The organism is Flavobacterium sp. 90 (genome assembly GCF_004339525.1).
GTDB lineage: Bacteria > Bacteroidota > Bacteroidia > Flavobacteriales > Flavobacteriaceae > Flavobacterium.
Genome location: NZ_SMGE01000001.1, coordinates 421,071 through 447,618 on the forward strand (window position 1 = coordinate 421,071; position 26,548 = coordinate 447,618).

The following is a 26,548-nucleotide window of genomic DNA, read 5'->3' on the forward strand; positions in this document are numbered from 1 at the left end:
TTTTGTTCTTAAAATCAAATTTCTAGTGAATAAAAATCTGAAAATGAAAATAACAAAAATTATAATCTTTACTTTTTTATTTTCTCTTTTAAGTTGTAAAAACGACAATAAAAATGCAATTGGTGACAATCAGAAATATGTAAAATTACTTTGGAGAAATAAACAATTTGAATGGATACCAACTTCATTAGTTGCTAAAAACAAAATATTGTATTTCGGAAATTTAAACAGAGATTTTTATGCTATAAATTTAGAAAATGCGAAAGTGAATTTCAAAATAAAAACTGATTATAATCCTTTTGATAAACCATTGATATATGACCAAAATTTACTTTTAACAGAATACAGCAATGATTTAATCCATCTTGATAAAACCGGCAAGTTAAAATGGAAAATAAATGGTGAAACAAATTTAAGAAATGATTTAACTGAAGATCAAAGTTATATTTATGGTTCAGTTCTGGGAAATGGATTTAGCAAACTGAACAAAACAGACGCAAAAATAATTTGGTTTTTACCTAAAAATTCAATTATTATAGAAACAAATAAACCTGCATTTTTTAAAAATAATATTTATTTAGGTTTATCAGAACATACCTCTGAACTATTAGCCATCAATAACGAAAATGGAGAAATTATTTGGAAAAAAGAATACAAAAATTTCTCAAAAATAATACAAGTTAAAACAGAAAAAGGGCTTTTAGTTTGTCTCAACAAGGATTTTAAAAACGGACAAATTTCGATGTTAAATTATAAAAGTGGAAATGAAATTTGGTCAAAATCTTTAAATTGCGATTTGCATTATGAACCTTGTATCATAAACGGAAACATCATTTTAAGTACTTATAACAACAAAGTAATTTCTTTAAATATTGAAAATGGAAAAACAAATTGGACATTAGATTTAAGAAAAGATGCAGCAGAGACTACTATTATAAGTTTTAAAGAAAATGTATATTTTGGAACTATGAATCGAAATCTATATTCGGTAAATTTTAAAACTGGAAAAACAAATTTCATGCAACCCTTTAATTATGGAATATTAAACCCAATTGTTGAAGATAATACAATTTATTTTCCAACAGGCGGGAGTGAAATGTGGCTGCTTAAATAAAAAGTCTAGTTTCAAAAAGAATATTAAAATAAGAACAAAGTCAAGAGATTTTGAATGGCAATTATAAATCGAAAGCAAAAATAAATATGTTAGGAAATTGGAACGGTTACTATAAGTTTGAAAATGAAAGAATACAAAAAGCAATGGGTTTTGAAAAAACTAATTTTGACATTATAATTGAAAAATTTGATGGCACTAATTTTAACGGAATTGTAAATGATGATATCAAAACCGGCGGAATGAAAGAAACTGGAACAGTTATAGGGAAAATTATAAAAAACAAAGTTTCGTTCAAAAAGCTAATGCCAAAACGTATTCAGATAAATTCGAATGGAGAAAGAATAAGTCTCGAAGGAAAGCATCCAACATTATATTATTCCGGAACTTTATCCGACAATAAAACTGAAATTAGTGGAACCTGGAAATTTAAACGAAAAATCACTTTCTTATTTGGTATTATCCCTATTATTTATCGTCCCGGAAATGGGAGCTGGAAAATGGAATTAAATACTATTTAAAGGAGTAAATACAAATCGATTAAAAAATTAAAATGAACTTCGAAGTACTTGATATAAGAAGAGTAGACACTACGGGAAATTTCAAATTAAACGAAGATTATATTCTATCTTATGATCATTCTGATGGTTGGAACGAACGATTGTTAAGTTTAGGAATCTATATTGATTTGGTTTTTGAGTGCAAAATTGACATACGTTTTTACACAAGAAATCGAGATCAATTTAAAAAACAATTTGAATGCGAAATACCTTCTGAGATCAAAAATATAATTTCAGAAATAGCAAATCTAGATCTTTTAACTTTAAAATATCATTATGCCGATATCTTTATGGAAGATATGAGTAGCCAGCATTATGTTATTAATCATTCTGGTAAATCACACAATATTGGAATTGGAACTTTGCTAAAAAGCCCACAACCTGAAAACCCATCCGAAAAATTGTTTTTCACTTTAATAGAACTTTTCGAAAAATGGCGAGAAAAAATTTACCAAGAATGTTCACGATAATTCTAATTACTTTGCGCTATGGTGGCTAAAAAATGGATCATAAAATTATTCCTATCCGAAAAACCATATTTTTATTACATTCAAAATCCCCACTCTGCGAAATCTCCTGACTTCGTAGCGACAATAGCAAAAATTAAGAAAATCAAAAAAATATTGAAACTCAGAAGTCACTAGACTTCTCACAGCAAGACTATAAAATAAATTACTATGAAAAAAACACTTCTTATTCTTATCTCGATTTTGGCAATAAGTTGCAGCAAAGACGAAACTAATACACAAACTGATAAGACTTCGATTAATTTAGTGACCGGAGTACATTTTAGACAAACCTCAGACGATCCGGGATTACAACTTGGAAATCCAAATATTTTAGTAAATAACAAGTTTGTAATTTATCCCAATCCTGCAAACGAATCAGTTAATATTTTAGCAACAGAGACTGTTACAGATGTTTGGTTTGTTGCCGCAAATCCGGAAAAAATTCATCAAGAAGTAAACTTCAGTACTATTTTGAATACGAATTTATACAGCGAACAATCCATCATTTCACATTCAAAATTTTCTCTTAACGGAAAATCTTCAAGCAATTTCAATATGAATATAAGTACACTTCCAAAAGGATATTATAAAGTATTTGTGAAAATTGGAGGAGTAATCTATTGGGAAAACTTATATAGATATGACGACAAAGCCTATGATGAAGAAGAATTTACCAAAATAAATAATTTTTGGAAATAATTATTTCTAACTTCAAATACTATTGAAAAAACCACAATTTTAAAACATAAAATGAATTCAAGGTTTACAAAAAGTCCAAAAACAACCACAGGTTGTCAATAACAACTATAAGTAGCGCAATAACAACTATTGGTAGCGGACTTTATTTGCAAACACACAATGAGCCAATATAGCTTTGCAGTATCAAACAAATAAAAATAATTATGATGCTAAATTCAAAATCAGTAGGCGATAAAATTGCTGCAGCCAGAAAGAAAAATAATCTTTCACAAGCAGACCTTGCACAACAAGTATCAATTAGTTCTCAAGCAGTTGGGAAATGGGAAAGAGGCGAATCAATGCCGGACATTTCTACATTAAACCGAATTGCCGAAATTCTTGGTGTAGACTTAAACTATTTTTCCGAAACATTCAAATCTAATGTTTCAGAAAGCCAATTTGAAACGAACAAAAAGGAATCTCCAGAAACTACAGCAACAAAACCTAAGACTAATTTAGGTTTAAGTTGGAATATGTCATCAGGAAACTGGGTTGACGCAGACTTTTCCGGACTAAGTAATCTTAAAGACAAATTCAGCACTTCAAACATGAAGAACTGTAAATTAATTGGTTCTGATTTGTCGAACTTAACACTTAAATCCAACAATATTTTAGGTTGCGATTTCTCTAATTCAGATTTGAGAAACAGTAAAATTCAGACTTCTAATCTAGACAACAATCAGTTTATTGAATGTTTACTGATAGATACCGAATTTTCGTCCAGTGAAATTAAAAACTGTAATTTTTCAAAGGCGAATTTTTCAGGAGTTGAATTAAGAACATCAGAACTTAAAAAATGTATTATAGAAAATGCTGTTTGGAATCTTTCTGCATTTAAATTATCGCATATTTCTGATGTGGTTTTTAATGGTACAATAGAAGAATGTTCTTTTGAAAACTGCTCTTTCACAAAAGTCACTTTTAAGAACGCAACAATTATAAATACTTTTTTTAAAGGCAAAAAACTAAAAGGCATTCAATTTATTGACTGTCAGACTGACCGAATAACCTATGAATTTCTTAAAAACGGAAAAGCAGATTTAACGGGACTAACTTTATTAGCATAGTTCCAAACGTGGGCGAACATACCGCTCGCAAACAATATCATTAAATCAAGCATTTAGAAAATAAAATCCGTTTTTATCTGCGTTTTTACAAAGTAAATCTGTTTTATCCGCGTCAAAATTAGACGCTGATTTTACTGATTCGCTAAAGCGAAAACGCTGATAAAAACTGATTTTTCTAATTACTTTCCTGATTAAACTGTTAAGTAATTTTGTAGATTTCCCCTTAACTTAATGACGTTGCGCTCCAGCAAGCTTATTAATACTTTTTTTATTCTTCAATCAAAAATCAAACGCAACAAACTCAAATAAAAAAACTATTTTAGCTTGGTAAACTAAAACCAAAAACAATGAAAATTACGATTCCCCTGTCGGTATTATTCCTGTTACTTTCTACCATTTCATTCAGCCAGACAATTGCTGATTTAAAACTAAAAGCCAAAGAAATTCCAAAAACCTACACCAATAGCGACGGTAATAACTGTATCACTCCTCAGGCTTGTACATTCTACAATGACATTGCAACTTATAGCAACATTGTTGGAGTCGTAAAAAGCAAGGCGATTCAAAGTTTCAAAAGCAAAAAAGATAGCGGATCTATCATGTATTTTGAATTCGAAAACAGATTCAAAGGCGACAGATTTCTACAAGGTTTACTTTGGGGAAAAGACGGTCAGCCAACTGATGAACATCCGGAAGAATATCTTGCAAAAGGAAAATTTCTGATCATATGGAGTTTTCATCCTGATAGCGTAATCAGAGAAAAATCAGAAGCCAAAATAGAGGCCCTTTTGCAATAAAAAAACCAAAGTATCATCATAACTAAATGATAAACATCTACAAAATAAGCTTCCAAATTTACAGAGCAATATTAATCTTAATTTTGCCACTATTCTTATTTGCTAAACTTATGGTTGGTGCGGCTGGACATAATCCTGAAAGTAAAATTAGCGATTATGCATTTATAGGATTTGCAATTCTTACTGCAATTTTATTAACCATTTTTAATAAAAATTACCAATCAAAATCAATGCTTAGAAATACTTTGCGTATTACGATCATCAGTTTGGTTTTTGTAAGTATTATTTTTCTGTTTTATGGATTGTATTATTTTACAATACAATATCTCAACCATAATTTTGATTTTGAAGATAATATTCCTGTTGCTATTCTTTTAGTACTAATTTCATTGAGCGCAACACTTTTAATTGGGTTAATAAAAAACAAAATATAAAACTTGCTATAATTAATTTATAAAGACCTTCTACTTATAACAGAATCAAACAAATGAAACAATTAGCTTCTATTCTAATACTACTTTTTCTTAGCTGTCATTTTTTAAATGCTCAGAAAATAAAACAAAAACAAGAGTTTGTAAAAAGCTCAGGTGCTATAGAAGGCAAAAACATTATGGACTTTGAAATTAATGCTGCTATTGATACCACTATTATCTCTAAAGAAACGTATTCAATTATAAAAGAAATCTTCCCTTTAGTCGAAAAAGAACAAGATAAAGAAGCCTTAAATTTAGTAAACTCAATTGACGAAAAAGATTTAGAAACAAACCAGTTGTTAGTAGTAAAAGCTATACTTGAAATGAAATTAGACGAATTATCAAATTCCTATAATTCTTTTTCGAAATACATTCCACTGGCAAAAAATGATTCCATTAGAAGTTCGGTTTATTATTCATTAGGAATGATTGATACGAAAAGACATTTACAAATTAGCGCTTCTCATAATTTCGAAAAATCATTAGAATTAGACAATAGAAATCTTTCTACAATTATCGTTTTAGAACAATTAAATTTTGCAAAAAAAGATTTTGACAAAGCCATATTCTATTGCGAAAAAGCCCTTAAAATAAATCCCAATTTAAATAATGTTTGGAATAATTTGGGTTTTATATATCAACAAAAAGAAAATCATAAAGAAGCTCAAAAAATATTCAGCAAAATTATAAAAGATGAGCCTGAAGATCCTTTACCGTACAACAATCGAAGTTATTCGAACCTAAAGTTGGGCTTTACAAAACAAGCTATGGAAGACGTTAATAAATCGCTAAAACTTTTTCCTGAAAATTCATACGCATATAGAAACAGAGCTTTGATTTACTTAAACTTAAAAGATGCTAAAAAAGCGTGTCTTGATATTGAAACCGCTTTTAAACTAGGATATCGCGAGAAATATGGTCCTGATTTGGATTTAATTCAATCTCAGAATTGTAAAAATTAATTATATTTATCTGGAGTTTTCATCCGCAATAGCGTGATCAAAGAAAAATCTTAAGCTAAAATTGAAGCATTTTTTATAATAAAAACCAAACCAAAAAATGAACAGACAAGGCGCAGTTGGAGCATTGCTTGACATATACGAACAGACAATTTCAGATCTTAAAAATGTCATTCAAGATATTCCTGATAATGTTTTGACAAAAATCATAGACGAAAAAACAACAAACGAAGATTGTAGATCCATACAAACAATTCTATCTCACGTTGTAAGTTCCGGTTATAGCTATGCCACAAGTATTCATAATCAAAAAGGACATAATGCTAAGCGACCTGAAAAGGTTTTTCATGTGACTATTGCCGAATATTTAAATGACTTAACGAATGTTTTTATCTTTACCGAAAGTGTTTTCAAAGAAATTAAAGATGAAGAATTAGAACAACCTGACAATTCATTAAAAATACAAACTGGTTGGGGACAAGCCTACGATATTGAGCAAATTACAGAACATGCCATTGTTCATATCCTTCGACACAAGCGACAAATAGAAAAAATGAAACGCGATAATTTGTAGCGAAATTGCTTCGCTTGACACTGAAATTAGAATAAACAAAAAACATTTTTAAAATCGATACTAATCCCAGCTTCATTTTTAATTTGTAATTTCGTCAAACTAAAAATAAATTTCAAAATGAAACCACAAATCCGAATTCTGCTTTATTCCCTATTATTTTTCACCTACAGTTTTTCAACTTCACTTTTACTTACATTAGGCGAAAAACTAAAAGACCATAGATTTATAACTTTAGGCTGCGGTTTTTTTGTGATAAATATTATTTTTTCCCTTTTTGTACTTAAATGGAACTCTTTATTAAGCATAATCTGTTCTATTGTAATTACAGCTTTAGCCTTATTTCTGGCTTTGAGAATTGGAGATTTACATCTATTTCCAAAATACGATGAATATGGTATTAAAACAGCTTTGATGGCAAATGCAGTTTTTTCAATTATCTTTTGGGAAATTGTTTATCAGGTGAAAGCTAGAAAACAATAAAAAAGGCTAATACTGATATTTTAATGAAAGAATAAAATGCGGACTACTTTTATAGCGTTAATTGGATTTGGTTTCTTTTCTCTTTCATTATTTAGCATGAATAAATTGAAATTGGCAGAAGATACAATTCAAAATAAAAAGAAATGTTCCGTTGAAAATATAACCTTAAAAACAGAAAGAACTGAAAAAGATCGACACTTTCTTTTTTGGAGATTACCGCACAAAAAAGTAACTATTGTTGACAGAATAATTAGTGCTGACGGGAAAGTAATTTTAAAGAAAACATCGGTTTTAGTTTGTTCATCTTGTGCCTGTGATAGCAGACGGTTTCGTAGAATCAAAATTGTTGGCAATGAAATATGGATTTTTCAATATAATAGAGACCCAGAAAAAGCAGTTATAAAACGCTATGATTTTTGTAAAAATTATCTAAGTAAAAAAATGTGGGACGAAGGAGATTTTAATGATTATTAAAATCAGTAATTACTGCTATATAAAGATAATCTCAAAAAACTAAACTTCTCCTAATAGTATTTAAGAAATGAATCTGAAAACAATTTTAATTTTTCTGTTGTCAACAATCTTCGCTTATTCGCAAACGAAAAAAGAGATCAGTTGTGCTGATCTTAAGTATAAAGATTATTATTTTAATGAAAAAAACACTTTTAAAAATGGAGCTATTAAATTGTTTTCAGATAAAAATGGAAAACGTTTTGATGCACTAAATAAACTCATTTTAAAAAATAGTGAATACATTTTAGAACTAAATCTTAAGAACAATAGCATAACATTTCATAAGCCAGATTCTCTTTTTGATTATTCTGAAGATAACAAAACATTCAGAAACTGGGTTGATCATCTTGATCTTTCGAAAATTTTCACTTTGAATTCCGAATCAAAATTGCATCAAAAATTGTCTGAGGAAATGCAACTTAATAATGAATCGGGAGAACTTTCTACAACAGTTTTCTGCTTAGATAAAATTCTTGTTTATCAAATTCAACTAAATGACGCCAGAGATAAAGGTTCTCCTTATGATGAATTTTTAAATATCGATTTAAACAAAATGGAATTAGTCGATTTCAATTCCCTAATAACTATCAATCAACAAGATGCTTTCAATAAAGCCGTTTTAACTTATACCAACAATCATAAAAAAGAAATCGTAAATAATTATAAAGAAATATTATCTAACGGATTTGGCGATTTATTATATACATATCAACTTGCTTTTCAAAAACCTAATTATGATTATCATAAAATAAATTGCAAAATTAATTCTTCTAATTTTTCTCATTTTAGCGCCAAAGGCATCGTTTTTAAAGTCAATGTTTTGGATAAAAATAAGAACGAGGAAAATGAACCAATTGGAGAATATGTTTCTGAAATAGTAATTCCGTACAAAGAGCTTATACAGTATTTTGATAAAAAGAATAATTTGTATTCAAGTATCAATAAATAAAATTGGCTAGCTAAAAGAAATAAATTACCAAGTAAATACGGCTTTTTTGATTATCTTTTCAGGCATAATTTATTCCGTGAAAACTAGAAAAAAATGAAATTACAAAACCGATTTTTTGCTTATATAATACTTCTTGTAGTATATTATTTTTCAACTATACTTTTAATGACACTAGATAGTGAATTAAAAATCAATCATTTATTTATCACTTTAGGTTTTGGGTTTACGATAATAAATCTTGTTTATTCCTTTTTAATCTTAAAATGGACACCATTATTCAATATCGTATATTCTATTATTATTGCCGCAGTAAGTTTGGCATTAGCATTAAAATTTGGAGATTTACATTTGTTTTCCAACTACGATCCTTATGATATCGAAACATGCATAATAGCCAATGCAGTTTTTTCGGTTGTATTTTGGGAAGTTGCCTATCAAACCAAAAAAATCTAAATATTCCAAATCAAACAATAAAATGAAAATAAAAGTATTAGTTGTCCTCGTTATATTTTGTTTTGCATCCTGTAAAAATTCAGAGAAAGTAGAACGAGAAAATGAACCTACAATTTATAAAGTCGAAAAAGATGATCCGGAAATGTCTGAAGCAATTAAAAAAGCCAATCAAACATTATCCGATTTCAATTCAGCATTGCTAAACCCAAAAATTGAAGTCAAATCATTGAAAGTCAAATTTGAAACCTCGAACGGAAACGAACATATTTGGCTAAGTAATATTGAATATAAAAACGGAAAATATTGGGGAATTTTAGACAATGAGCCTGAATATATCACTGAATACAAAATAGGAGACAAAATAGAGGTCGATAACTCAAAAATTAGCGATTGGATGTATCTTGAAAACGGAAAATTATTTGGCGGTTATACCATAAAGTTGTTAAGAAGCAGGATGACTGATGATGAGAAAAAACAATTTGATGTTGAAAGCGGCATGCAAATCGATTAAAACAATAAAATGAACATTTATATATTTGGAAACGGAAACATTAGTTTCACCGATTTTAAAAAACATTACGAAAGTGTTATTAATAAATATATTGACGACAAAAACGTAAACTTTTTACTTTGCGACTTTAGAGGTGTAGATGTTCTCGCTATGGAAGTCCTAAAATGCAATACTGCAAATGTTTCGGTTTATCATATTGGTGGGAATCCAAGATATATCTCTGATAAATTCAAAACTAAAGTTAGCAGCTGGAAAGTAATTGGAGATTTTGAAAATGATGAACAAAGAGATTCTGAGGTTATAAAAAATTGCACACATTTTATTGCAATCGATTTTAATTCTGATTCGAATCGAAAAAGCGGAACGCAAAGAAATATTGAACATTGCGAAAAATTAGGCAAAATTAGATTAACCGAAGAATAACAATCCTAATCGTTTTAATTTGAGATTACATTTACTAATTACTTAAATCTCAGCTAAACTTCTAATATCATGAAACAGCTTACAGTATATCAAATCGATTCTTTTACAAAAGAAAAATTCAAAGGAAATCCTGCCGGAGTAGTTGTAAATGCAGACGGATTACAGGATTATGAAATGCAGCAAATCGCAAGAGAATTAAACAACTCCGAAACTGCCTTTCTTTTCTCGCCAGATAACGATGATTGCGATGGCGTAATACGCTATTTTACGCCAAGTATCGAAGTTCCAATTTGTGGTCATGCTACAATTGCGGCAATGTATGCCAAAGCGCTCGAAGATAATTTGGATTCTTGCGTATTAAGGATGAAAACTAAAATTGGTATTCTGCCTTTCGAAATCATCAAAGAAAATGGAGATTATCAGGTTTTGATGACACAAGGATCTTTTGAACTTAGTCCGGTGTTTGACGACGATACTACTAAAAAAATGATCGCAGCACTAGGACTTGAAGAGGATGATATCGACGCAAAATGTCCAATTCAAATTGCTTCTACGGGACATTCAAAAGTTATGATTGGAATTAAAAGCCGAGAAAAACTCAATACTTTATCTCCAAAATACAGCGATCTTGCCGAATTAAGCAAACACATCAATTGTAACGGCTATTTTGTTTTTACATTCGATTCTGATAATAAAGATATCCTGACTTACGGCAGAATGTTTGCTCCTGCAATTGGTATAAATGAAGATCCTGTTACCGGAAATGCAAACGGACCTTTAGGTGGTTATTTGGTACAAAACAATATCGTTCCTTTTAAGGATAACAAACTCGAATTCAACGGAAGACAAGGCGAAAAAATAAACCGACTTGGTACAATATCAGTTAAAGTTTTGGTCGAAAATGATAAACCTGCGTTAATTCAAATAAAAGGTGACGCCGTTGTTGTATTTAAAACCGTAATAGAAATTTAAAAAACATCAAAATCGAGATGTTTTTTAAATTTCTATAAATTACTCTTAAATACTCTCTTCATCAACGCTCGATTTTAAGTACGAAAACCATTTATCTTCCATAGCTTTCTCAATATCAATATTGTGATAATTTGCAAATAATAAAACCTGACCTAAAACATCAGCTAATTCGTTTGAAATATTCTTTTTTAATTCTTCAGGCGTTAGATTTCGATTTCGACCTCTAAGGGTATAGGAAAGATAATTTTGTGTCAATTCACCCATTTCTTCATGTAATTTTAAAAGATACCAATCTTCATCTCTTTTAATATTGCAGTTTTTTTCATACTGATCAGATACCTTTACAACCTTTTCTGTTATTACTTTTAAATCCATTAGATTCTACTTATTTTAAATTATATAAACTGATTGATTGCTTTATTACAATGGCAATATATGTCAATTATTGTTTCTAAAGATTTTATTTTCATTAAAAATTAGACGCACTGCTGTGCGCCTCTACATTGGAACATTAGGTAAAACAAACATGCATAGCGTTGCGTTTCTGCTTTCATAATTCGTTAATTTAAAATTTCATAATTTTATATCACGATTATTAATCAATGATCGGAATTGCGTTCTAATTTTTTAATGATGAATCTTATGGAAACGAAAAGAATATGGGCAAATTTTGGTGTAGAGGATTTAGACAGAACAACTAAATTCTATACTGATTTAGGTTTTAAACCAAACGGACATAATACAAACAATGAATTGCGAAGTTTTCTTTTTGGCGATGATAATTTCATCATTCATTTTTTTGTAAAAAAGCAATTTAAATGGGCTGTTAATGGCGAAATGGCGGATTTAAATATTGGAAATGAAATTATATTTTCCCTTTCTGCCGAAAGCAAAGAGGAAGTCGATCAATGGGTTACAACTGTTAAAAAAGCCGGAGGAAAAATCTTTGCTGAGCCTCAGGAGTATGGAAAAGGATATTTCTTTGGATTTTCTGATCCGGATGGTCATAAATTTAATTTCTTGTATTGGCCAAAGTAGAATAATTTTTTTACTAAACACTGAAAGAGGGACTGCTTTTAAATACGAAAAGACGCACTGTTGTGTATCTCTACGTTAATTATGAAAAATAATATTTCTAATCTAGCCCCGATAGAGCCGATATCCTCGTAATGAAATGGAGAGATAAAGGCGAAAGCGGGACTAAAGGTGATTATGAAAACAAAAACTTCTGCTCCTGAAATTTAAAAATTACATTATTTGATTTCATCTAAAAACCGATATATTTACACCTTGAAAAATCAATGGTCTTTAGAATGAAAAAATTTACTTTACTGTTTTGTATATTATTTTTAATACTCTCGTCATGTGGCGTAAAAACCACGCAATCTTTAATAAGCGACGGAAATTACGACGCTGCAATTGATCGTGCTGTCGAAGCTTTAAGAACCAAAAAAGATTCTAAAGGGAAACAAGATTATGTGTATTTGCTGGAAGAAGCTTTTGCGAAAGCCAAAGACAGGGATTTGCGTGATCTTGATTTGATGACAAAAGAAGCAAACGTGGCAAATGCTGAACGTATTTATAACACGTATATGCAATTGAATAATCGTCAGGAAAAAATAAGACCTTTATTGCCGTTGCAATTATTGAAACAAGGCAGAAACGCTTCTTTTCCGTTTGACAATTACTCAAATGAAATTGTAAACAGCAAAAATGCTTTGTCTAAATATTTGTATGAGAATGCTTCGGCACTTTTAAAATCAAAAAACAAACTGGATTTTAGAAAAGCTTATGATGATTTTTTCTATCTGGAAAGTATAAATCCTGGTTATAAGAATGCCAAAAAATTGATGGACGATGCGCAGTTTAAAGGAACTGATTTTGTGGATATTTATGCTACAAATGTCACTAATATGGTGATTCCAAAGCAGCTTCAGGATGATTTATTGGACATCAAAACTTACGGATTAAACGATAAATGGACCGTTTATCATAGCGCAAGACAAAAAAATATTACTTATGACTATAGTTTGATCGTAAACTTTGTACAGATAAATATTTCGCCTGAGCAAATAAAAGAGAAAGAATTCATCAAGGAAAGAGAAGTAAAAGATGGTGTAAGAACACTTTTGGACAGTCGCGGAAGACCCGTAAAAGATAGTTTGGGCAAGGAAATAAAAGTTGATAATTATAGAATGCTTCGTGCAAATATATATGAATTCAGACAATTTAAATCTTGTCAGGTAACGGCAAAAGTAGATTATGTTGACTTAAAAACGAATCAATTAATGCAATCATTCCCGCTTACGAGCGAGTTTATTTTTGAGAATATTTATTCGACTTACAAAGGAGACAGAAATGCTTGTGAGGATAATTATATGAATTATTTTAATAAACGCGCTGTGCCATTTCCTAACAATGAACAAATGGTTTTTGATACCGGCGAAGATCTAAAAGCCCGACTCAAAGATATTATTGTCAAGAATAGAATTAGGGGATAAATTAAAACTTCAAAAAATGACTGAAGAATTCGACAGAACAATTCCGGTAGGAGCCGTAAATTATTTTCGTAATTGTATCGTTAGTGGCGATTTGCAAGGAACTTTAAGCTGTTTTGACAAAGAAGCTGTCTATATTGATCGCGACGGAACAGAAATTAAAGGTCTGGATAATATCGAAAAAGCAATGCAACATCTATGCAATTGGAAACCTGAAATAAAAGGCAGCAAACATAGAGCTACAATTGTTGGCGATCTTGCAATTTGGGTTGACAACTGGTCGATGAAAGCAAAAATGCCAGACGGAAACCCAATTGAGATGAAGGGTGCAACGAGTTGTTTGATGAAACAAAACGAGAAAGGAATTTGGTTATGGCTGGTGGATAATCCTTTTGCGGCAGAAATTTTCGAAAACTAACTATTCTACTTCAGATTAAGATATTAAAGACGCCTTGTGCGTCTTTTTTTATGCAAAAACACAAAATCATAAAAAAAGAAAGGATCTACTGTATGGAGACGCACTGCTGTGCGCCTCTACGGTCAATTGCTTCTTAAAAAATATATTTATCCATCTGGAATCCGTAGAGGCGCACAGCAGTGCGCCTCTACAATCAATTGGTATTTAAAAACATTTTATTTATAATCTAAATTCGTAGAGGCGCACAGCAGTGCGTCTCGGCTATCAATCTCAAACCCTACCACGTCCAAAAACGAATTTCTAAAAAAAAATCAAAAAATACATTGCGCAACCAAAAAGTTGCTTATATTTGCAACTGATTGGTTGCTAATTTAAAATAAATCAAAAATGAAACGAGATATTTTTCAGGCTATTGCTGACCCAACCCGCAGAGCAATTTTAGTATTGGTGGCTACAAACGCTTTGACACCAAATGCTATTGCAGAAAAATTTAATACAACGCGACAAGCCGTTTCTAAACACATCAAGATTCTCAATGAATGTGAATTATTAGATGAGAAAAAAATGGGTCGTGAAATCTACTATCAACTTAGAATTGACAAAATGAAAGAAGTTGACAAATGGCTGGAACAATTCAAGGAAATTTGGGAAAACCGTTTTACTCAACTTGATCAAGTATTAATGAATCTAAAATCTAAAGAAAATGAAATCTAATCTATTGATGAATTTTACCGTGGACAAAGAAAACAGCACGGTAAACGTAAAACGTGAATTTAATGCATCTCTTGCAAATGTTTGGTCTGCCTGGACTGAAGCTGAAATACTGGATCAATGGTGGGCGCCATCGCCGTGGAAAGCCAGAACCAAAAGTATGGAATTTAAAGAAGGCGGACGTAGACTTTATGCAATGGTTGGTCCTCAAGGCGAAGAGCATTGGGCTATTGCCGATTTTACTTCGATAACGCCTAAATCAAATTTTAAATACCTGGATGCTTTTTGTGATAACGAAGGCAATCTAAACGCAGATTTTCCAAGATCTAAATGGAATGTGGATTTCTCTGAACAAGACGATTTGACTATTGTTGACATTGCTATTAAACACGATAATTTATCTGATTTGGAGAAAATTATCGAAATGGGATTCAAAGAAGGTTTCTCAATTGCTTTGGAAGGTCTGGACGAAATCTTTGCTTCAAGAGCGAAATAAGTTTTATAATTTATTTACTAAATCCCGTTTGTTTATTGACAAATGGGATTTTTTTTGAAATATAATATCTACAAAAGTTGTATTTTAGCTTCATTAGAAAGTCGTTCTAAAAATTTCAAAAATCAATGCTACAATGACCTGAGCGGTTATTAAATATTACAAAATGAATAAAACTATTATCCTTGCCTTTTTACTTCTATCTTCAACTTTAATTTTTAGTCAAGCCAAAAAATCAAAAGCAACAGAAACCAACAAACCATTTGTTTTGGGTTTTATTGATGAAATTCAATCGAAAGAATTAGGCGAAAAAAGAATTCTGAATATCTATCTTCCAGAAGGTTATAAAGCCGAAGATGCAACAAAATATCCCGTAATTTATTTATTAGACGGTTCGGCTGATGAAGATTTCATTCATATTGCCGGATTAGTTCAGTTTAATAGTTTTGAATGGATCAATCAGGTTCCAAAATCTATTGTTGTAGGAATTGCAACAGTCGACAGAAGAAGAGATTTTACGTTTCCGACAACTATCGAGAAAGATCAAAAAAAGTTTCCAACCACTGGACATTCTGATAAATTTATTGCTTTTATTGAAAAAGAATTACAACCTTTTATTGATAAAAAATATAAAACGACAGATTCTAAAACGATTATTGGTCAATCGCTCGGCGGACTTTTAGAAACTGAAATTTTATTAAAGAAACCAACTCTTTTTAATAAATATGTGATCGTGAGCCCAAGTATTTGGTGGAATAATGGTTCTATATTAAATCTGGACAGTCCAATTTTTCAGGAAAACTTTACACAACAAACTGATATTTATATCGCAGTTGGTAAAGAAGGTTTAACTCCAACCGAAATCCCGAGGGTTATGGAAGTTGATGCAAACTTACTGGCCGAAAAGATTAAAGCCTCAAAAAATAAAAATCTAAAAGTCTATTTTGATTATTTCCCTCTGGAAAATCATGGTACGATTTTACATCCCGCCGTTTCAAATTCGTTTAAATTCTTTTATCCATTACCGAAACAAGAATAAGAATTTTGAAAATGCCTCAATAATAAATCATTATAATGAAAACCATAGAAGAAAATAAATTAGACAATCCGGTTTGGCATTCATTATCTGAAACTCATCAGGAATTTGCTATTGATTATAACGGAACTAAATTTTATAATCCTGATTATTGTCCGTTTGGTGGTTTTGAAGAATCAGAAAGTACCTTAGAAGCTACAAATCAATATTCAGCTTTAGCAGAAAATTTCTTTATTGTGGGAGAAAAACCTGAAATAGCTGATTCTTTAAAAATTGTAAAAGAATTAGTTTGTCTTCAAATGGTTATTTACAACAAAATAAAACTGCCAATAACAACAGAAATCGTAAAACTTAATAAAAAACATAATGCTGAATTAGTTCAATTAGTCAATTTGGTTCAACCGGGATATTTTAAAAATAAAACTCCTTTGCTGGGAGATTATTTTGGAATTTTTAAAGACAATCAATTAGTTGCTATTGCGGGCGAACGAATGAAAATGAATGATTTCACCGAAGTTAGCGCTATCATAACGCATCCGGATCATACGGGAAAAGGTTACGCAAAACAATTAATCGCTCATGTTGTAAATAGAATTTTTGGTAAAAATAAAACCCCTTATTTACATGTTGTCGAAAGTAATATCGGAGCAATTGGTTTATACGAAAAACTAGGTTTTGTAACCAGAAGAAAAATGAGCTTTTGGAATATTTCTAAAAATCAATAAATAATGCAAATCAAAAATTGAAATGTGCCTTTAGGTACTAAATATTGGTAGGAAACAGAAATAGTAATAAAATTAGCGTGCCGTAGGTACGCCACAAAACGATAAATATTGCGTACCTACGGCACGCCAACGTACGTCGAACTTAATGGCTACCAATATTTAGTGCCTATCGGCACAAATTGCAGATTTACAACCCTTTATTTGCATAAATAATTCAAAATAAAAAAGAGCAGAAACTTATATTTAGTTTCTGCTCTTTTGTTTTATGCGTTTGTATAAGTGTGAACACTTTGCGCTGCAGATGGCATATAATTGACTCCAAACCAGCAAAGCAATAATACAACAAATGCTAATGCTAAGGTTATCAAAACAGGTTTTACACTTTCCGGATAACGGTAATGAATGTGTATGTAAATTAAATACCCTAACCAGGTAAGCATCGCCCAGGTTTCTTTTGGATCCCAAGTCCAATAATGTCCCCAGGCTTCTTTTGCCCATAAAGCTCCAAATAACAAACCTAAAGAAAGGAAACCAAACCCAACATAAACCAAATTATTGGCTAATTGTAGAATCGTGTTTTTATACGTGCCTCTATAATATTCGAATAATCCATAACAAGCTACAATAGATGATGCCGCAAGTAATGCATATGAAAAAATATAAACCAAAACGTGCGGTACAAACCAAACACTTTGCAAAGCTGGCATTAGCGCTTTATTATAAGTATCCGGATTAAGATAATTGATTACTAAAAAAACGGTTGCCATAACCAAACTATAATTTAGTAACCACTTATATTTCCATCTTATAAAAGTTACAATCCCAATAATGGGTAAAAACAAAGCGTACCAAAGTCTGGTTTCTCCAAGTGTACGCATTGGGGGACGTCCTAAATTTTGCCATAAATTATAAGTAAATGCTATCATCGAAAAACCTCCTAATACAGCAAAAAGGATAATAGGGAGTGTTTTATCTCGTTTAATTTTTATAATCTGAAAAAGCATGCAAATTGCCCAACATATAATGGCGAAAAAAGCATAATGCGAAAAATAGATCCAATAATTCATTTAAAAAATCTTTAATTATATATAATTCCAAACCTTATTTTTTTCTAAAAAAGGTTAAATAACAGTTCCTCTACCTTTAAATATTAAATATAAGGCGCCAATAATCATCATGAAGATTCCAGAATATACAATAGGTAACCATGGATCACGAACTAATTCTATCACACTTAGTTTAGACCATTTTCCAAATTTTTCGTCGTAGCTTAATTGATATACTTTCCATCCGTCAACTTTGTAAGGCTTATTCACCTCGATAACTGTTTTATCGTTCTTGCCGTCTTTAACAAATACATTTACGTGCGAACTGTATTTTTTTGCCTCAGGTTGCAACATTACAATTGCTTCTTTATTGTTTAATTGCAAATATGAATATTCGGTAGCAAAACTTCCGCAACTAATCCATGCTGTTGTATCTATCGTTGCCGACCTTACTTCGATCAAAGCTGATGGTGTTGCGCCTTCTTCATTTACAGGAAAATAACCGTTCCCGGTAAATTTGCTGTTTTCGATATAATCAACGATTTTAATTTTATAACCTTTATAATCATAACTTTCGCCTTTGTTGATCATTCGCAAAGCATTAACTCCTTTTGTTTCAATACTATTATTGGTGATGTTTGCTAATGCTAATTTTGGAGTAAAAGTCTCCATTTCAAAACTTGTAAGTTCAAAAGCAATCGGCATTGGGATCATTACTCCTTCTTCATTTTCGGCTCCCCAAACCAGTTGATTTTCATAAAGTTTCATGGTATAACGTTGTAAATCGCCACTTCCTAAAATTCCGGCTGTCATTGCAATAAAAAGCCCTAAGTGATTAAGAACAAATCCCCAGTTCTTCCATTGCCACGGCGTCATTCGGTTTAGAGTTGCAAGTCCTAATGTGGTAAGAAAATACAATTGTGCAATTATAAACGGCCAACTGGTTAATACAAACGAAAAACCAAACAAATCCGGCTCAACTCCTTCAACAAAATTCTGCTGAGGAAGTGTTCCCATAATAACTGCCTGAATCAAAACCAAAACTATTGCGCTAACAGATGCCGGAACTGACCTCAGCCATTTTACCCAAGGATGTGTTCTGCTTGTAAAATGCAACAAAAGTAACATGACAATAAACAATCCGCCAATGATGTAATTAACGGGAGAACTTACCGCTTTTATACTCGTTCTTGTGGTTATCTGCAACAAATATCCTGTTAGCAATAATCCAGCTGCAACTATAAACGATTCTTTATAATCCCACGGATATTGCCAAAGCTTCTTTTTAGTTACTTTATGATTTTCAAAATTAACTACTCTCATTCTTATTTTGAATTTGAAACATTTAACTTGAAAAGGGTTTCAAACAGTTAATCAAAACTTGTAAGAACCCTCTCCAACATTATTTGTTATTATTTTACTGACTACAGCAATTATTTTTTCTTTGCTTCTTCGAGCCATTTTGGTAATACTGTTTTCTTGAACTCTGCTTTATTTGCTCTTTCTTTACTCATATCAAGACCAATATATTGTTGTGCTTTTGCTTTAGTCGAAAGGTCCGGATATTGTATAGGACCTGTTTGTCCTAAAGAAGCCAATACTTTACTCAAAGCAATTCTGGCTTCGGCAGCTTTATTTAAACCGTTTGAAATTACTCTTGCTGTTTCTAATGGAGCGTGAAATGATCCTCCGTGTGATGCTGCTGTAAAATCCCAACGCCATTGCGACTGACGAATCAATTGAAGAATATTTTTCATCTGAGCTTCGGTTGCTCCTTTTTCCCAAGCCAATTTTGCTTCGAGATGTGCTTTTACCAATTGATCTTCAAGCTCAATACGCACCTGATAAATTTTATCCTGACGTTCATTTACATTCGCAACCAATGTTTTTTCTTCTTCACGGTGACAAACCTGACAAGAATTTGCTACGTTGTTAAGAGGCGATTGTATTTTATGATCTGTAAATTTTTGTCCGCCTTCACTTTTGTATGGCATATGGCAATCTGCACAAGAAACACCTCTTTGTCCGTGAATACCCATTTGATGAATCTCATAATCCGGGTGTTGCGCTTTTAAAATTGGCGCTTTACTCAAGGCATGCGTAAAATCTGAAAATTCAATATCGTCATAATATTTTTCCATATTTTCTACTGTCATACCATTTTTCCATGGGAATTTTACTTTCGCCGCACCTTCTACAGATTTTTTATCAAAGTAATATTCTACGTGACACTGAGCACAAACTAGCGAACGCATTTCATTATGGGTTGCTTTGGTGATATCTTTTCCTTGTTCCTTAAAAGCTTCGATTAAAGCCGGACGAGTAATTTTTAGATTCATAGTTTTAGAATCATGACAATCAGCGCAACCAATCGGATTTACAATTTCCGATCCTAAAGCTGCCCAGGTTTGTTTGTAAAACTCGTCTATACCTAATTTATCCATCATACGTGGCACATCAGGAGATTTACATACCCAACAACTCGCCGGCTGTGGACCATCTTGCGGACCTTTTGGCGCTCCTGTTCTTAAAGTATTATAGATATCTTCTAAAGCATAAAAGTGTCCTCTACCCTGATTATAATCTTTAGCGAAAGCATAACCTGCCCAAAGAATTACCATACGAGGATCTTCGTGCAACATATCTCTCATTTTTCCGCCACCATATTTACTTGAAAAAGTAGTATCAGCAGTTTCATAATAAGTTTGAAATTCACGAGGATAATTTGCGCCCCAAACTTCATTTTTTGATTCAAATTCACCTACAGGAGCCAATACTTTATTTACAAATAAAGCTTCTGTACGTCGCTCCATTACACTGTTAACCAATAATCCGAGCATAAACACAACTAACATCGTAATGCCAAACATTACCCATCCTAACCATGGTTTGCGTTTTATAATTTCTTTTAGAGGTGCCATAATTATATCTGTATTTAATTAATTTTAGTTTTTGTTTTCTTTGATTTGATCTGTTTTTTTCTGTTTTGCAATTGCTGTACTATCAGTTTGTTTTTGCAACCATTCCGGAATAGGAGATTCTAACAAAGGAACTCTCGCATTGGGAACAGATGACAAACTATTTACTTTACCATGCGGAACTTCGCGGTGGCAATCCCAACATAACTTTCCTTCTCCATGTTTTTTACTTTCTAGCGTAACACCATTTGTGCTCACATTTGCATTAAGGTCTCCGTGACAACGCTGACAGTTTTTTTGAACCACATCTGTTCCCGCTTCTTTGATATGAATTACCTGAGGTTCTGCACGCCATGTAAATACTGTTGCGTGATAAATACCATCTTTTGCTTTAAAAAAATATTTATTAAAGACATTATTATGAGGTACATGGCAATCATTACAAGTAGTAACTCTCGCATGCGAACTGTGCTGCCATGTAGCATAAAATGGCATCATTACATGACAGTTTACACATGTTTTAGGATCGTCTGACAGATAAGATACCGCATTTGACACATATAATAAGTAAGCAAACAATCCCGTTCCTATTCCAACTGCTACTATAACAAAGGGTACCCATTTACGAGGAGGTAATAAATAATTTAGAATCTTTTTCATGATAATTTCCCTTAATTTTCATATCAAAAATAGAAAGTTAAATCCTACAGGAATATGATAATTATCAGACAATAAGATTTCTCTTAAAAATAGATTCAGATTCTGGAATATGCATGAAAACGAACATTTATGTCTAAGTCAGCCCTATTATAACGCATTCTAATCATCCGAAAAAGGTTAAGCAAAACAATTAATCGCTCATGTTGTGAATAGAATATTTGACCAGAATAAAATTCCTTATTTACATATAATCGAAAATAATATTGGTGCAATCAAATTATACCAAAAACCAGGTTTCTTACGAGAGGAAAAATTAGTTTTTGGAATATTTCTAAAAAACAGTAACTTTACCCCTAACCTAAATCTACTATTAATCCCACTAATCTACTATGGTAATGAAAAAAGTAATTTTAATCTTCATTTGTTTAATTGGTTTGTCAGTAAGCGCACAAACAGAAAAAGAGCTCGTTGGAAAATGGATGTTGGTAAAATGGACGAAAAACGGACGAACGCAAGACATTAAAGCTTATTATAAAACGACTCAGGTTTTACAAATTTTCGAAGAAAATGGAGATTTTGAAAGTCGTATTGGTAGTGATAGCCAATATTCTAAATGGAAATTAACGCAAGACAATTCGCAACTTGTAATTGTTGACCCTTCTGTTTCAATTACATCCTCTATTGATTATTTTGATGCTAAAAAACGTATAATCACATCAGAAACCGGAACATTTGAATATAAGAAGATTCCTTATGCTGAATAAGATATAACTATCTCACAACCAATATATTGACAACTAATTTATTATTTAAATATGACACCAAATAAACAAACCGTAAATGAATATATGGCAGCATTTAGAGTAAGTGATCATGGCCGGGTTTTAGCTTGTCTTACTGATGATGTTATATGGGAAATGCCTGGAATCTATCAACATGTTGGTAAAGAAGCATTTGACAAAGAAATTGAAAATGATAATTTTGTTGGAAGTCCCACAATTCAAATTATAAAACTTATCGAAGAAAATGATATTGTAATCGCAGAAGGCGCTGTACAAGGAAACATGAAAAACGGCAATATATTAGACGCCGTTTTTTGTGATGTTTTTGAGATGGAAAATGGGAAAATAAAAAAACTGACTTCGTATTTGATGTCAAGGAATGCAAGTTTGAAGTTTGAATGAGGTCTTTTACCGCAAAGAGCGCTAAGGTTTTTCGCAAAGTTCGCAAAGCTATATCTAGATAAAGCTTTGCGAACTTTGCGTTTACTAACCACAATCCAAAACAAAACAACTTTGCGTGCTTTGCGGTTAGTAATCTTTTAAAGCAACCAAGATTGGTGCTTTACTTTTCGGAGTTTCTCGTGAAGATTCCTCGTTCCTCGGAATGACAATATTGGGCAAAATCCAAATAATCTTAAATCTAAAGTCTAAAATCTTAAATCATTACCCCAACCAGCCATCACGATCCAAACTTCTATATTGAATAGCTTCGGCGATATGTTGTGAAACTACTGTTGGCGATGCATCCAGATCCGCTATTGTTCTGGAAACTTTCAGGATTCTGTCATAAGCTCGTGCAGAAAGATTCAGGCGTTCCATTGCGGTTTTTAATAATTGTTTCGATTGCTCATCTAGCGCACAATACTCCCGAATCAGTTTACTGCTCATTTGAGCATTATAATGAATATTTTCAATTTCTTCAAAACGCTTGGTTTGAATCTCTCTTGCTGCCGTGACACGCTTTCGGATTTCGACACTGCTTTCTGCTTTTTGATCATCGGCAAGTTTTTCAAAAGGAACCGGAGTTACTCCGATATGAATATCTATTCGATCTAATAATGGTCCTGAAATTTTACTCAAATAACGCTGCATTTCGTGTGGTGATGAAGTATTGGGCTGACTTGGATCATTGAAAAAACCACTTGGACTTGGATTCATACTTGCGACCAACATAAACGAAGAGGGATAAGTAACAGTGAATTTTGCACGCGAAATTGTTACTTCACGATCTTCAAGCGGCTGACGCATTACTTCGAGAACATCGCGTTTGAATTCGGGTAATTCATCCAAAAACAAAACACCATTATGCGCCATCGAAATCTCGCCCGGTTGTGGATAACTGCCTCCGCCAACAAGTGCTACATTCGAAATTGTGTGATGTGGACTTCGAAATGGTCGTTGATTCATTAATCCTACTTCTTTTAATTTTCCGGCAACACTATGAATTTTTGTTGTTTCTAATGCTTCCCGTAAAGTCATTGGCGGCAAAATACTTGGTACTCGTTTGGCAAGCATGGTTTTTCCTGCTCCGGGCGGACCAATTAAAATAATATTATGTCCTCCGGCGGCGGCAATTTCCATACAGCGTTTTATACTTTCCTGTCCGCGAACATCTGAAAAATCGAATTCAGGAAAATCCAATGTTTTATAAAATTCCGCACGTGTATCGATAACGGTTGGCTCAAGAGTACCTTTTCTGGCAAAAAAATCAATTACTTCTTGTAGTTTTTCGACTCCATAAACATTTAATCCGGTTACAATTGCAGCTTCTTTCACGTTTTGAATTGGAAGAAAAAACCCAAGATAACCTTCTTCTTTTGCTTTTATAGCAATTGGCAAAGCGCCGCGAATAGGTTGCAAACTTCCGTCTAAAGAAAGTTCCCCCATAATAATATACTTTTCGATTTCAGGTGCTTTTATCTGATCTGAACCAACTAAAATTCCCATTGCAAGAGGCAAATCATAGGCAGAACCTTCTTTTCGCAAATCGGCAGGCGCCATATTAATCGTAATTCGCTTTCCCGGCAAACTTAATCCGTTGTTTTTTAAAGCAGCAGCAATTCTAAAACTGCTTTCTTTTATAGCACTATCCGGCAAACCAACTAAATGGTAGCCAATACCTTTATCCATATGAACTTCTACTGTAATTGTTGTCGCTTCGACTCCAAAAACGGCACTTCCGTAAACTTTTACTAACATAATCAATCTTTATCAAGAATGTAAATGTATCCAATTAAGGAATCAAAATACTATTTTTTGTAAATATTTTCTTTCTTTATTTTACCTTTATGATTTGACCTAAAATTAATTTTAATATATTTTCTCCTAAAGTTTATTATAGTTTTTAATTGCTATATTAGTTTTTTAAAACCTGATAATATCATAAATTTAGTTGGTAAATTAGTTAATAGAAAAAATTAATCTTGGCGGTGATGAAAATGGTCAGGTAAAAAGTATTTATTTTATCACGATAACATATTCAAACAAAATTTAAAATTAAAATCATACAAGTGATACATAACAACTATAGAAATATGTTTGTCCAAGATTTAAAAGCAAATGCTATTGAATTTGACAATGACTACAAAAGAATAATTGAAGAAAATGGACAGTCTAATGAAACCAAACTAGAATTTTATAACGCTACTTTTCATTCTATAATCAATACACTTAAAAGTGAAACTCCTGTGGATTCAGATAAAATTCAATATAGTTATAGACGTTATATGAATGCATTAAAAGAAGATAATATAAGTACTACCGATTTACTAATTGAAAAATCAAAATTTACAATAAGCGAGATTAACACTACTTATCCTTGGCTTAAAGAGAGTAAATCAAATGAAAACAACTATACTCCTACCCACATTGCGTATAATCCTAACACAAAATATGGAAGGAGAAAAGCACGCGAACAAGCCCAAAGAAATTATGAGAATGGCACTGATGAATATAGAAACGAGATTGATAATATAAAATTTGTTATCTGGTTAATTATTATTCTAATAGCAGTATTTATATTTTTTATAAAAGCAAGTCTATCGAAATAAAAAGGATGAACTAAATTCATCCTTTCTAATAATGTATTTTATATTTCCAATCTTATTTCATCACAACTCCAAAAGAAAAATTTGAAGATTTATTAATATTTTAAAACTCTAATCCAATCTGATTCTTTATCTCCTCCACAATTTTACTCAAATCTAAACTATTTTGATGTGACCAAAGCAAACTTTCAATTTGATTGTTTCTGATGCATTTATGACATTCAATAGCTTCGTAAGTGTATCCTTTTCCAAAATTTGGTAAATTATATTTGGATTCCTTTTCTCCTTTAAAAACCGAATATCCATCAGCAATAAACCACGGCGCATTAAGCTGAATATAACCTTCTGTTCCGCTTATTGTGGCTTTCATATCAGATTCTGAAACTATCGAAGCCTGCAAAGTCGATTGTGCATTTTCATATTGCAAAATCATTGAAGTCTGAAGATCAATTCCGTTTTTATGGTTGATAGATTTCCCTATAATTTCCTTCGGATTACCGAGTATTATATAGGATAGAAACAATGGATAAACGCCAATATCAAATAAAGCTCCGCCTCCATTATTTTTTTCAAAAAGCCTTCCTCCCAACTTTTCATCGGCATAAAAAGAAAAATCAGCTTTTACAGACTTTATATCTCCAATTATTCCTTGATTAATTTTTGCTAAAACCTCCTGAACCGATGGAATAAAACGTGTCCAAAATGCTTCCATAAAAAACTTATTATACTTTTTGGACGCTTCAATCATTCGAATAGCATCATTATACGAAAGCGACATTGGTTTTTCGCATAAAACATGTTTTCCGTTTTCTAATGCTTTTATCGATAATTCGGCGTGCGAATCGTGCGGAGTTGCAATGTATATGATATCAACTTGATCGTCTTTAAAAAGTTCGTCGTAAGAATCATATGCTTTTGGACAATTGTATTTATTAGCAAATTCAATCGCTTTATCCTTATTTCTCGAAGCAACTGCAAATATTTCAGCATCTTCCAAGAGTAATAAATCGCTGGCAAATTGATTTGCAATATTTCCCAAGCCAATAATTCCCCATTTAATTGTATTATTATTTTTCATAATATTCATTAAGTTCTCCTTATCAATGCTTTAATTAAAATTTTATG

At 31.7% G+C, this 26,548-nt stretch carries 33 protein-coding genes; 26 read left to right on the plus strand and 7 right to left on the minus strand.

Annotated elements, in window-relative coordinates:
* Positions 1-43 precede the first annotated feature (43 nt).
* From C8C83_RS01770 to C8C83_RS01845, 16 genes are all read left to right on the plus strand, one after another.
* The gene (locus C8C83_RS01770) at positions 44-1,114 is read left to right on the plus strand and encodes a PQQ-binding-like beta-propeller repeat protein (RefSeq protein WP_121326160.1); all 1,071 of its coding nucleotides are present in this window, start codon (positions 44-46) and stop codon (positions 1,112-1,114) included.
* An 86-nt stretch (positions 1,115-1,200) separates the two neighbouring features.
* Positions 1,201-1,632: a hypothetical protein gene (locus tag C8C83_RS01775; protein WP_121326161.1), complete on the plus strand. Its 432-nt coding sequence runs from the start codon at positions 1,201-1,203 to the stop codon at positions 1,630-1,632.
* A gap of 32 nt (positions 1,633-1,664) precedes the next feature.
* Positions 1,665-2,141 (plus strand): hypothetical protein, encoded by a 477-nt coding sequence (locus C8C83_RS01780; protein WP_121326162.1) that lies wholly within the window; start codon positions 1,665-1,667, stop codon positions 2,139-2,141.
* 207 nt (positions 2,142-2,348) lie between these two features.
* On the plus strand, positions 2,349-2,879 hold the full coding sequence (locus C8C83_RS01785) for a hypothetical protein (protein WP_121326163.1): 531 nt from the start codon (positions 2,349-2,351) through the stop codon (positions 2,877-2,879).
* A 203-nt stretch (positions 2,880-3,082) separates the two neighbouring features.
* Positions 3,083-3,985 (plus strand): pentapeptide repeat-containing protein, encoded by a 903-nt coding sequence (locus tag C8C83_RS01790; protein ID WP_233565978.1) that lies wholly within the window; start codon positions 3,083-3,085, stop codon positions 3,983-3,985.
* Positions 3,986-4,332: 347 nt separating this feature from the next.
* Positions 4,333-4,782, plus strand: a complete 450-nt coding sequence (locus tag C8C83_RS01795) for a hypothetical protein (protein WP_121326164.1) — start codon at positions 4,333-4,335, stop codon at positions 4,780-4,782.
* Between the two features lie 26 nt (positions 4,783-4,808).
* Positions 4,809-5,216 carry a hypothetical protein gene (locus C8C83_RS01800; RefSeq protein ID WP_121326165.1) on the plus strand — a complete coding sequence of 136 codons (408 nt, stop codon included), beginning with the start codon at positions 4,809-4,811 and terminating at the stop codon, positions 5,214-5,216.
* Positions 5,217-5,269: 53 nt separating this feature from the next.
* Positions 5,270-6,217 (plus strand): tetratricopeptide repeat protein, encoded by a 948-nt coding sequence (locus C8C83_RS01805; RefSeq protein WP_121326166.1) that lies wholly within the window; start codon positions 5,270-5,272, stop codon positions 6,215-6,217.
* A gap of 97 nt (positions 6,218-6,314) precedes the next feature.
* Positions 6,315-6,788: a DinB family protein gene (locus C8C83_RS01810; RefSeq protein ID WP_121326167.1), complete on the plus strand. Its 474-nt coding sequence runs from the start codon at positions 6,315-6,317 to the stop codon at positions 6,786-6,788.
* 117 nt (positions 6,789-6,905) lie between these two features.
* Positions 6,906-7,268: a hypothetical protein gene (locus tag C8C83_RS01815; protein ID WP_121326168.1), complete on the plus strand. Its 363-nt coding sequence runs from the start codon at positions 6,906-6,908 to the stop codon at positions 7,266-7,268.
* 36 nt (positions 7,269-7,304) lie between these two features.
* Positions 7,305-7,742, plus strand: coding sequence for a hypothetical protein (locus C8C83_RS01820; protein ID WP_132011632.1), 438 nt, complete (start codon positions 7,305-7,307; stop codon positions 7,740-7,742).
* A gap of 67 nt (positions 7,743-7,809) precedes the next feature.
* On the plus strand, positions 7,810-8,730 hold the full coding sequence (locus C8C83_RS01825; RefSeq protein WP_121326170.1) for a hypothetical protein: 921 nt from the start codon (positions 7,810-7,812) through the stop codon (positions 8,728-8,730).
* Positions 8,731-8,823: 93 nt separating this feature from the next.
* Entirely contained in the window at positions 8,824-9,183 is a 360-nt protein-coding gene (locus C8C83_RS01830; RefSeq protein ID WP_121326171.1) for a hypothetical protein, read from the plus strand.
* Positions 9,184-9,205: 22 nt separating this feature from the next.
* Positions 9,206-9,694: a DUF2314 domain-containing protein gene (locus C8C83_RS01835; protein WP_158598128.1), complete on the plus strand. Its 489-nt coding sequence runs from the start codon at positions 9,206-9,208 to the stop codon at positions 9,692-9,694.
* Between the two features lie 9 nt (positions 9,695-9,703).
* Entirely contained in the window at positions 9,704-10,117 is a 414-nt protein-coding gene (locus C8C83_RS01840) for a hypothetical protein (RefSeq protein ID WP_121326173.1), read from the plus strand.
* 69 nt (positions 10,118-10,186) lie between these two features.
* Complete coding sequence (locus tag C8C83_RS01845) at positions 10,187-11,089, plus strand: PhzF family isomerase (RefSeq protein WP_121326174.1); 903 nt, start codon at positions 10,187-10,189, stop codon at positions 11,087-11,089.
* A gap of 45 nt (positions 11,090-11,134) precedes the next feature.
* Here C8C83_RS01845 and C8C83_RS01850 read toward each other — a convergent pair whose 3' ends face one another.
* Positions 11,135-11,464, minus strand: a complete 330-nt coding sequence (locus C8C83_RS01850; protein ID WP_121326175.1) for a MazG nucleotide pyrophosphohydrolase domain-containing protein — start codon at positions 11,462-11,464, stop codon at positions 11,135-11,137.
* Between the two features lie 267 nt (positions 11,465-11,731).
* Here C8C83_RS01850 and C8C83_RS01855 point away from each other — a divergent pair, with 267 nt between their 5' ends.
* The 7 genes from C8C83_RS01855 to C8C83_RS01885 all read left to right on the plus strand — a co-directional run bounded on the left by C8C83_RS01855 (position 11,732) and on the right by C8C83_RS01885 (position 16,970).
* On the plus strand, positions 11,732-12,127 hold the full coding sequence (locus C8C83_RS01855) for a VOC family protein (protein WP_121329917.1): 396 nt from the start codon (positions 11,732-11,734) through the stop codon (positions 12,125-12,127).
* A gap of 275 nt (positions 12,128-12,402) precedes the next feature.
* Positions 12,403-13,590 (plus strand): hypothetical protein, encoded by a 1,188-nt coding sequence (locus tag C8C83_RS01860; protein ID WP_121326176.1) that lies wholly within the window; start codon positions 12,403-12,405, stop codon positions 13,588-13,590.
* 16 nt (positions 13,591-13,606) lie between these two features.
* A complete protein-coding gene (locus C8C83_RS01865) occupies positions 13,607-14,005 on the plus strand; it encodes a nuclear transport factor 2 family protein (RefSeq protein ID WP_132011633.1) in 399 nt (132 codons plus the stop codon).
* A 387-nt stretch (positions 14,006-14,392) separates the two neighbouring features.
* Positions 14,393-14,719, plus strand: a complete 327-nt coding sequence (locus tag C8C83_RS01870) for a metalloregulator ArsR/SmtB family transcription factor (protein ID WP_099711240.1) — start codon at positions 14,393-14,395, stop codon at positions 14,717-14,719.
* Positions 14,709-15,212: an SRPBCC domain-containing protein gene (locus tag C8C83_RS01875; RefSeq protein WP_121326178.1), complete on the plus strand. Its 504-nt coding sequence runs from the start codon at positions 14,709-14,711 to the stop codon at positions 15,210-15,212. The genes C8C83_RS01870 and C8C83_RS01875 overlap by 11 nt, the downstream gene beginning before the upstream one ends.
* 163 nt (positions 15,213-15,375) lie before the next feature.
* Entirely contained in the window at positions 15,376-16,248 is an 873-nt protein-coding gene (locus tag C8C83_RS01880) for an alpha/beta hydrolase-fold protein (protein ID WP_121326179.1), read from the plus strand.
* Positions 16,249-16,283: 35 nt separating this feature from the next.
* On the plus strand, positions 16,284-16,970 hold the full coding sequence (locus tag C8C83_RS01885; RefSeq protein WP_121326180.1) for a GNAT family N-acetyltransferase: 687 nt from the start codon (positions 16,284-16,286) through the stop codon (positions 16,968-16,970).
* Positions 16,971-17,233: 263 nt separating this feature from the next.
* Here C8C83_RS01885 and ccsA read toward each other — a convergent pair whose 3' ends face one another.
* From ccsA to nrfH, 4 genes are all read right to left on the minus strand, one after another.
* Positions 17,234-18,037 carry a cytochrome c biogenesis protein CcsA gene (ccsA, locus tag C8C83_RS01890; RefSeq protein WP_121326181.1) on the minus strand — a complete coding sequence of 268 codons (804 nt, stop codon included), beginning with the start codon at positions 18,035-18,037 and terminating at the stop codon, positions 17,234-17,236.
* A gap of 54 nt (positions 18,038-18,091) precedes the next feature.
* Positions 18,092-19,339 (minus strand): cytochrome c biogenesis protein ResB, encoded by a 1,248-nt coding sequence (locus C8C83_RS01895; protein ID WP_121326182.1) that lies wholly within the window; start codon positions 19,337-19,339, stop codon positions 18,092-18,094.
* 110 nt (positions 19,340-19,449) lie between these two features.
* The gene (gene nrfA, locus C8C83_RS01900; RefSeq protein WP_199735301.1) at positions 19,450-20,916 is read right to left on the minus strand and encodes an ammonia-forming cytochrome c nitrite reductase; all 1,467 of its coding nucleotides are present in this window, start codon (positions 20,914-20,916) and stop codon (positions 19,450-19,452) included.
* 45 nt (positions 20,917-20,961) lie between these two features.
* Complete coding sequence (gene nrfH, locus C8C83_RS01905) at positions 20,962-21,594, minus strand: cytochrome c nitrite reductase small subunit (protein ID WP_121326184.1); 633 nt, start codon at positions 21,592-21,594, stop codon at positions 20,962-20,964.
* A 395-nt stretch (positions 21,595-21,989) separates the two neighbouring features.
* On the opposite strand from nrfH, the gene C8C83_RS01910 reads away from it, so the two are divergent.
* Entirely contained in the window at positions 21,990-22,358 is a 369-nt protein-coding gene (locus C8C83_RS01910) for a hypothetical protein (RefSeq protein WP_132011634.1), read from the plus strand.
* Between the two features lie 51 nt (positions 22,359-22,409).
* Entirely contained in the window at positions 22,410-22,778 is a 369-nt protein-coding gene (locus C8C83_RS01915) for a nuclear transport factor 2 family protein (protein WP_121326186.1), read from the plus strand.
* 261 nt (positions 22,779-23,039) lie between these two features.
* On the opposite strand, the gene C8C83_RS01920 is transcribed toward C8C83_RS01915, so the two are convergent.
* Positions 23,040-24,575 (minus strand): YifB family Mg chelatase-like AAA ATPase, encoded by a 1,536-nt coding sequence (locus C8C83_RS01920; protein WP_121326187.1) that lies wholly within the window; start codon positions 24,573-24,575, stop codon positions 23,040-23,042.
* Between the two features lie 311 nt (positions 24,576-24,886).
* On the opposite strand from C8C83_RS01920, the gene C8C83_RS01925 reads away from it, so the two are divergent.
* Positions 24,887-25,426, plus strand: a complete 540-nt coding sequence (locus C8C83_RS01925) for a hypothetical protein (RefSeq protein WP_132011635.1) — start codon at positions 24,887-24,889, stop codon at positions 25,424-25,426.
* 100 nt (positions 25,427-25,526) lie between these two features.
* On the opposite strand, the gene C8C83_RS01930 is transcribed toward C8C83_RS01925, so the two are convergent.
* A complete protein-coding gene (locus C8C83_RS01930) occupies positions 25,527-26,501 on the minus strand; it encodes a Gfo/Idh/MocA family oxidoreductase (protein WP_121329918.1) in 975 nt (324 codons plus the stop codon).
* Between the last annotated feature and the right edge of the window lie 47 nt (positions 26,502-26,548).

Bases quoted from the DNA above. Each gene is read 5' to 3' on its own strand.
- C8C83_RS01870 (WP_099711240.1), top strand. From the start codon at position 14,393: ATGAAACGAGATATTTTTCAGGCTATTGCTGACCCAACCCGCAGAGCA.
- C8C83_RS01830 (WP_121326171.1), top strand. From the start codon at position 8,824: ATGAAATTACAAAACCGATTTTTTGCTTATATAATACTTCTTGTAGTA.
- C8C83_RS01815 (WP_121326168.1), top strand. From the start codon at position 6,906: ATGAAACCACAAATCCGAATTCTGCTTTATTCCCTATTATTTTTCACC.
- C8C83_RS01850 (WP_121326175.1), bottom strand. From the start codon at position 11,464: ATGGATTTAAAAGTAATAACAGAAAAGGTTGTAAAGGTATCTGATCAG.
- C8C83_RS01805 (WP_121326166.1), top strand. From the start codon at position 5,270: ATGAAACAATTAGCTTCTATTCTAATACTACTTTTTCTTAGCTGTCAT.
- C8C83_RS01780 (WP_121326162.1), top strand. From the start codon at position 1,665: ATGAACTTCGAAGTACTTGATATAAGAAGAGTAGACACTACGGGAAAT.
- C8C83_RS01865 (WP_132011633.1), top strand. From the start codon at position 13,607: ATGACTGAAGAATTCGACAGAACAATTCCGGTAGGAGCCGTAAATTAT.
- C8C83_RS01920 (WP_121326187.1), bottom strand. From the start codon at position 24,575: ATGTTAGTAAAAGTTTACGGAAGTGCCGTTTTTGGAGTCGAAGCGACA.
- C8C83_RS01855 (WP_121329917.1), top strand. From the start codon at position 11,732: ATGGAAACGAAAAGAATATGGGCAAATTTTGGTGTAGAGGATTTAGAC.
- C8C83_RS01790 (WP_233565978.1), top strand. From the start codon at position 3,083: ATGATGCTAAATTCAAAATCAGTAGGCGATAAAATTGCTGCAGCCAGA.
- C8C83_RS01860 (WP_121326176.1), top strand. From the start codon at position 12,403: ATGAAAAAATTTACTTTACTGTTTTGTATATTATTTTTAATACTCTCG.
- C8C83_RS01775 (WP_121326161.1), top strand. From the start codon at position 1,201: ATGTTAGGAAATTGGAACGGTTACTATAAGTTTGAAAATGAAAGAATA.
- C8C83_RS01845 (WP_121326174.1), top strand. From the start codon at position 10,187: ATGAAACAGCTTACAGTATATCAAATCGATTCTTTTACAAAAGAAAAA.
- C8C83_RS01875 (WP_121326178.1), top strand. From the start codon at position 14,709: ATGAAATCTAATCTATTGATGAATTTTACCGTGGACAAAGAAAACAGC.
- C8C83_RS01820 (WP_132011632.1), top strand. From the start codon at position 7,305: ATGCGGACTACTTTTATAGCGTTAATTGGATTTGGTTTCTTTTCTCTT.
- C8C83_RS01895 (WP_121326182.1), bottom strand. From the start codon at position 19,339: ATGAGAGTAGTTAATTTTGAAAATCATAAAGTAACTAAAAAGAAGCTT.
- C8C83_RS01880 (WP_121326179.1), top strand. From the start codon at position 15,376: ATGAATAAAACTATTATCCTTGCCTTTTTACTTCTATCTTCAACTTTA.
- C8C83_RS01795 (WP_121326164.1), top strand. From the start codon at position 4,333: ATGAAAATTACGATTCCCCTGTCGGTATTATTCCTGTTACTTTCTACC.
- C8C83_RS01825 (WP_121326170.1), top strand. From the start codon at position 7,810: ATGAATCTGAAAACAATTTTAATTTTTCTGTTGTCAACAATCTTCGCT.
- C8C83_RS01915 (WP_121326186.1), top strand. From the start codon at position 22,410: ATGACACCAAATAAACAAACCGTAAATGAATATATGGCAGCATTTAGA.
- C8C83_RS01785 (WP_121326163.1), top strand. From the start codon at position 2,349: ATGAAAAAAACACTTCTTATTCTTATCTCGATTTTGGCAATAAGTTGC.
- C8C83_RS01770 (WP_121326160.1), top strand. From the start codon at position 44: ATGAAAATAACAAAAATTATAATCTTTACTTTTTTATTTTCTCTTTTA.
- C8C83_RS01840 (WP_121326173.1), top strand. From the start codon at position 9,704: ATGAACATTTATATATTTGGAAACGGAAACATTAGTTTCACCGATTTT.
- ccsA (WP_121326181.1), bottom strand. From the start codon at position 18,037: ATGAATTATTGGATCTATTTTTCGCATTATGCTTTTTTCGCCATTATA.
- C8C83_RS01800 (WP_121326165.1), top strand. From the start codon at position 4,809: ATGATAAACATCTACAAAATAAGCTTCCAAATTTACAGAGCAATATTA.
- C8C83_RS01885 (WP_121326180.1), top strand. From the start codon at position 16,284: ATGAAAACCATAGAAGAAAATAAATTAGACAATCCGGTTTGGCATTCA.
- C8C83_RS01910 (WP_132011634.1), top strand. From the start codon at position 21,990: ATGAAAAAAGTAATTTTAATCTTCATTTGTTTAATTGGTTTGTCAGTA.
- nrfH (WP_121326184.1), bottom strand. From the start codon at position 21,594: ATGAAAAAGATTCTAAATTATTTATTACCTCCTCGTAAATGGGTACCC.
- C8C83_RS01930 (WP_121329918.1), bottom strand. From the start codon at position 26,501: ATGAAAAATAATAATACAATTAAATGGGGAATTATTGGCTTGGGAAAT.
- C8C83_RS01835 (WP_158598128.1), top strand. From the start codon at position 9,206: ATGAAAATAAAAGTATTAGTTGTCCTCGTTATATTTTGTTTTGCATCC.
- C8C83_RS01810 (WP_121326167.1), top strand. From the start codon at position 6,315: ATGAACAGACAAGGCGCAGTTGGAGCATTGCTTGACATATACGAACAG.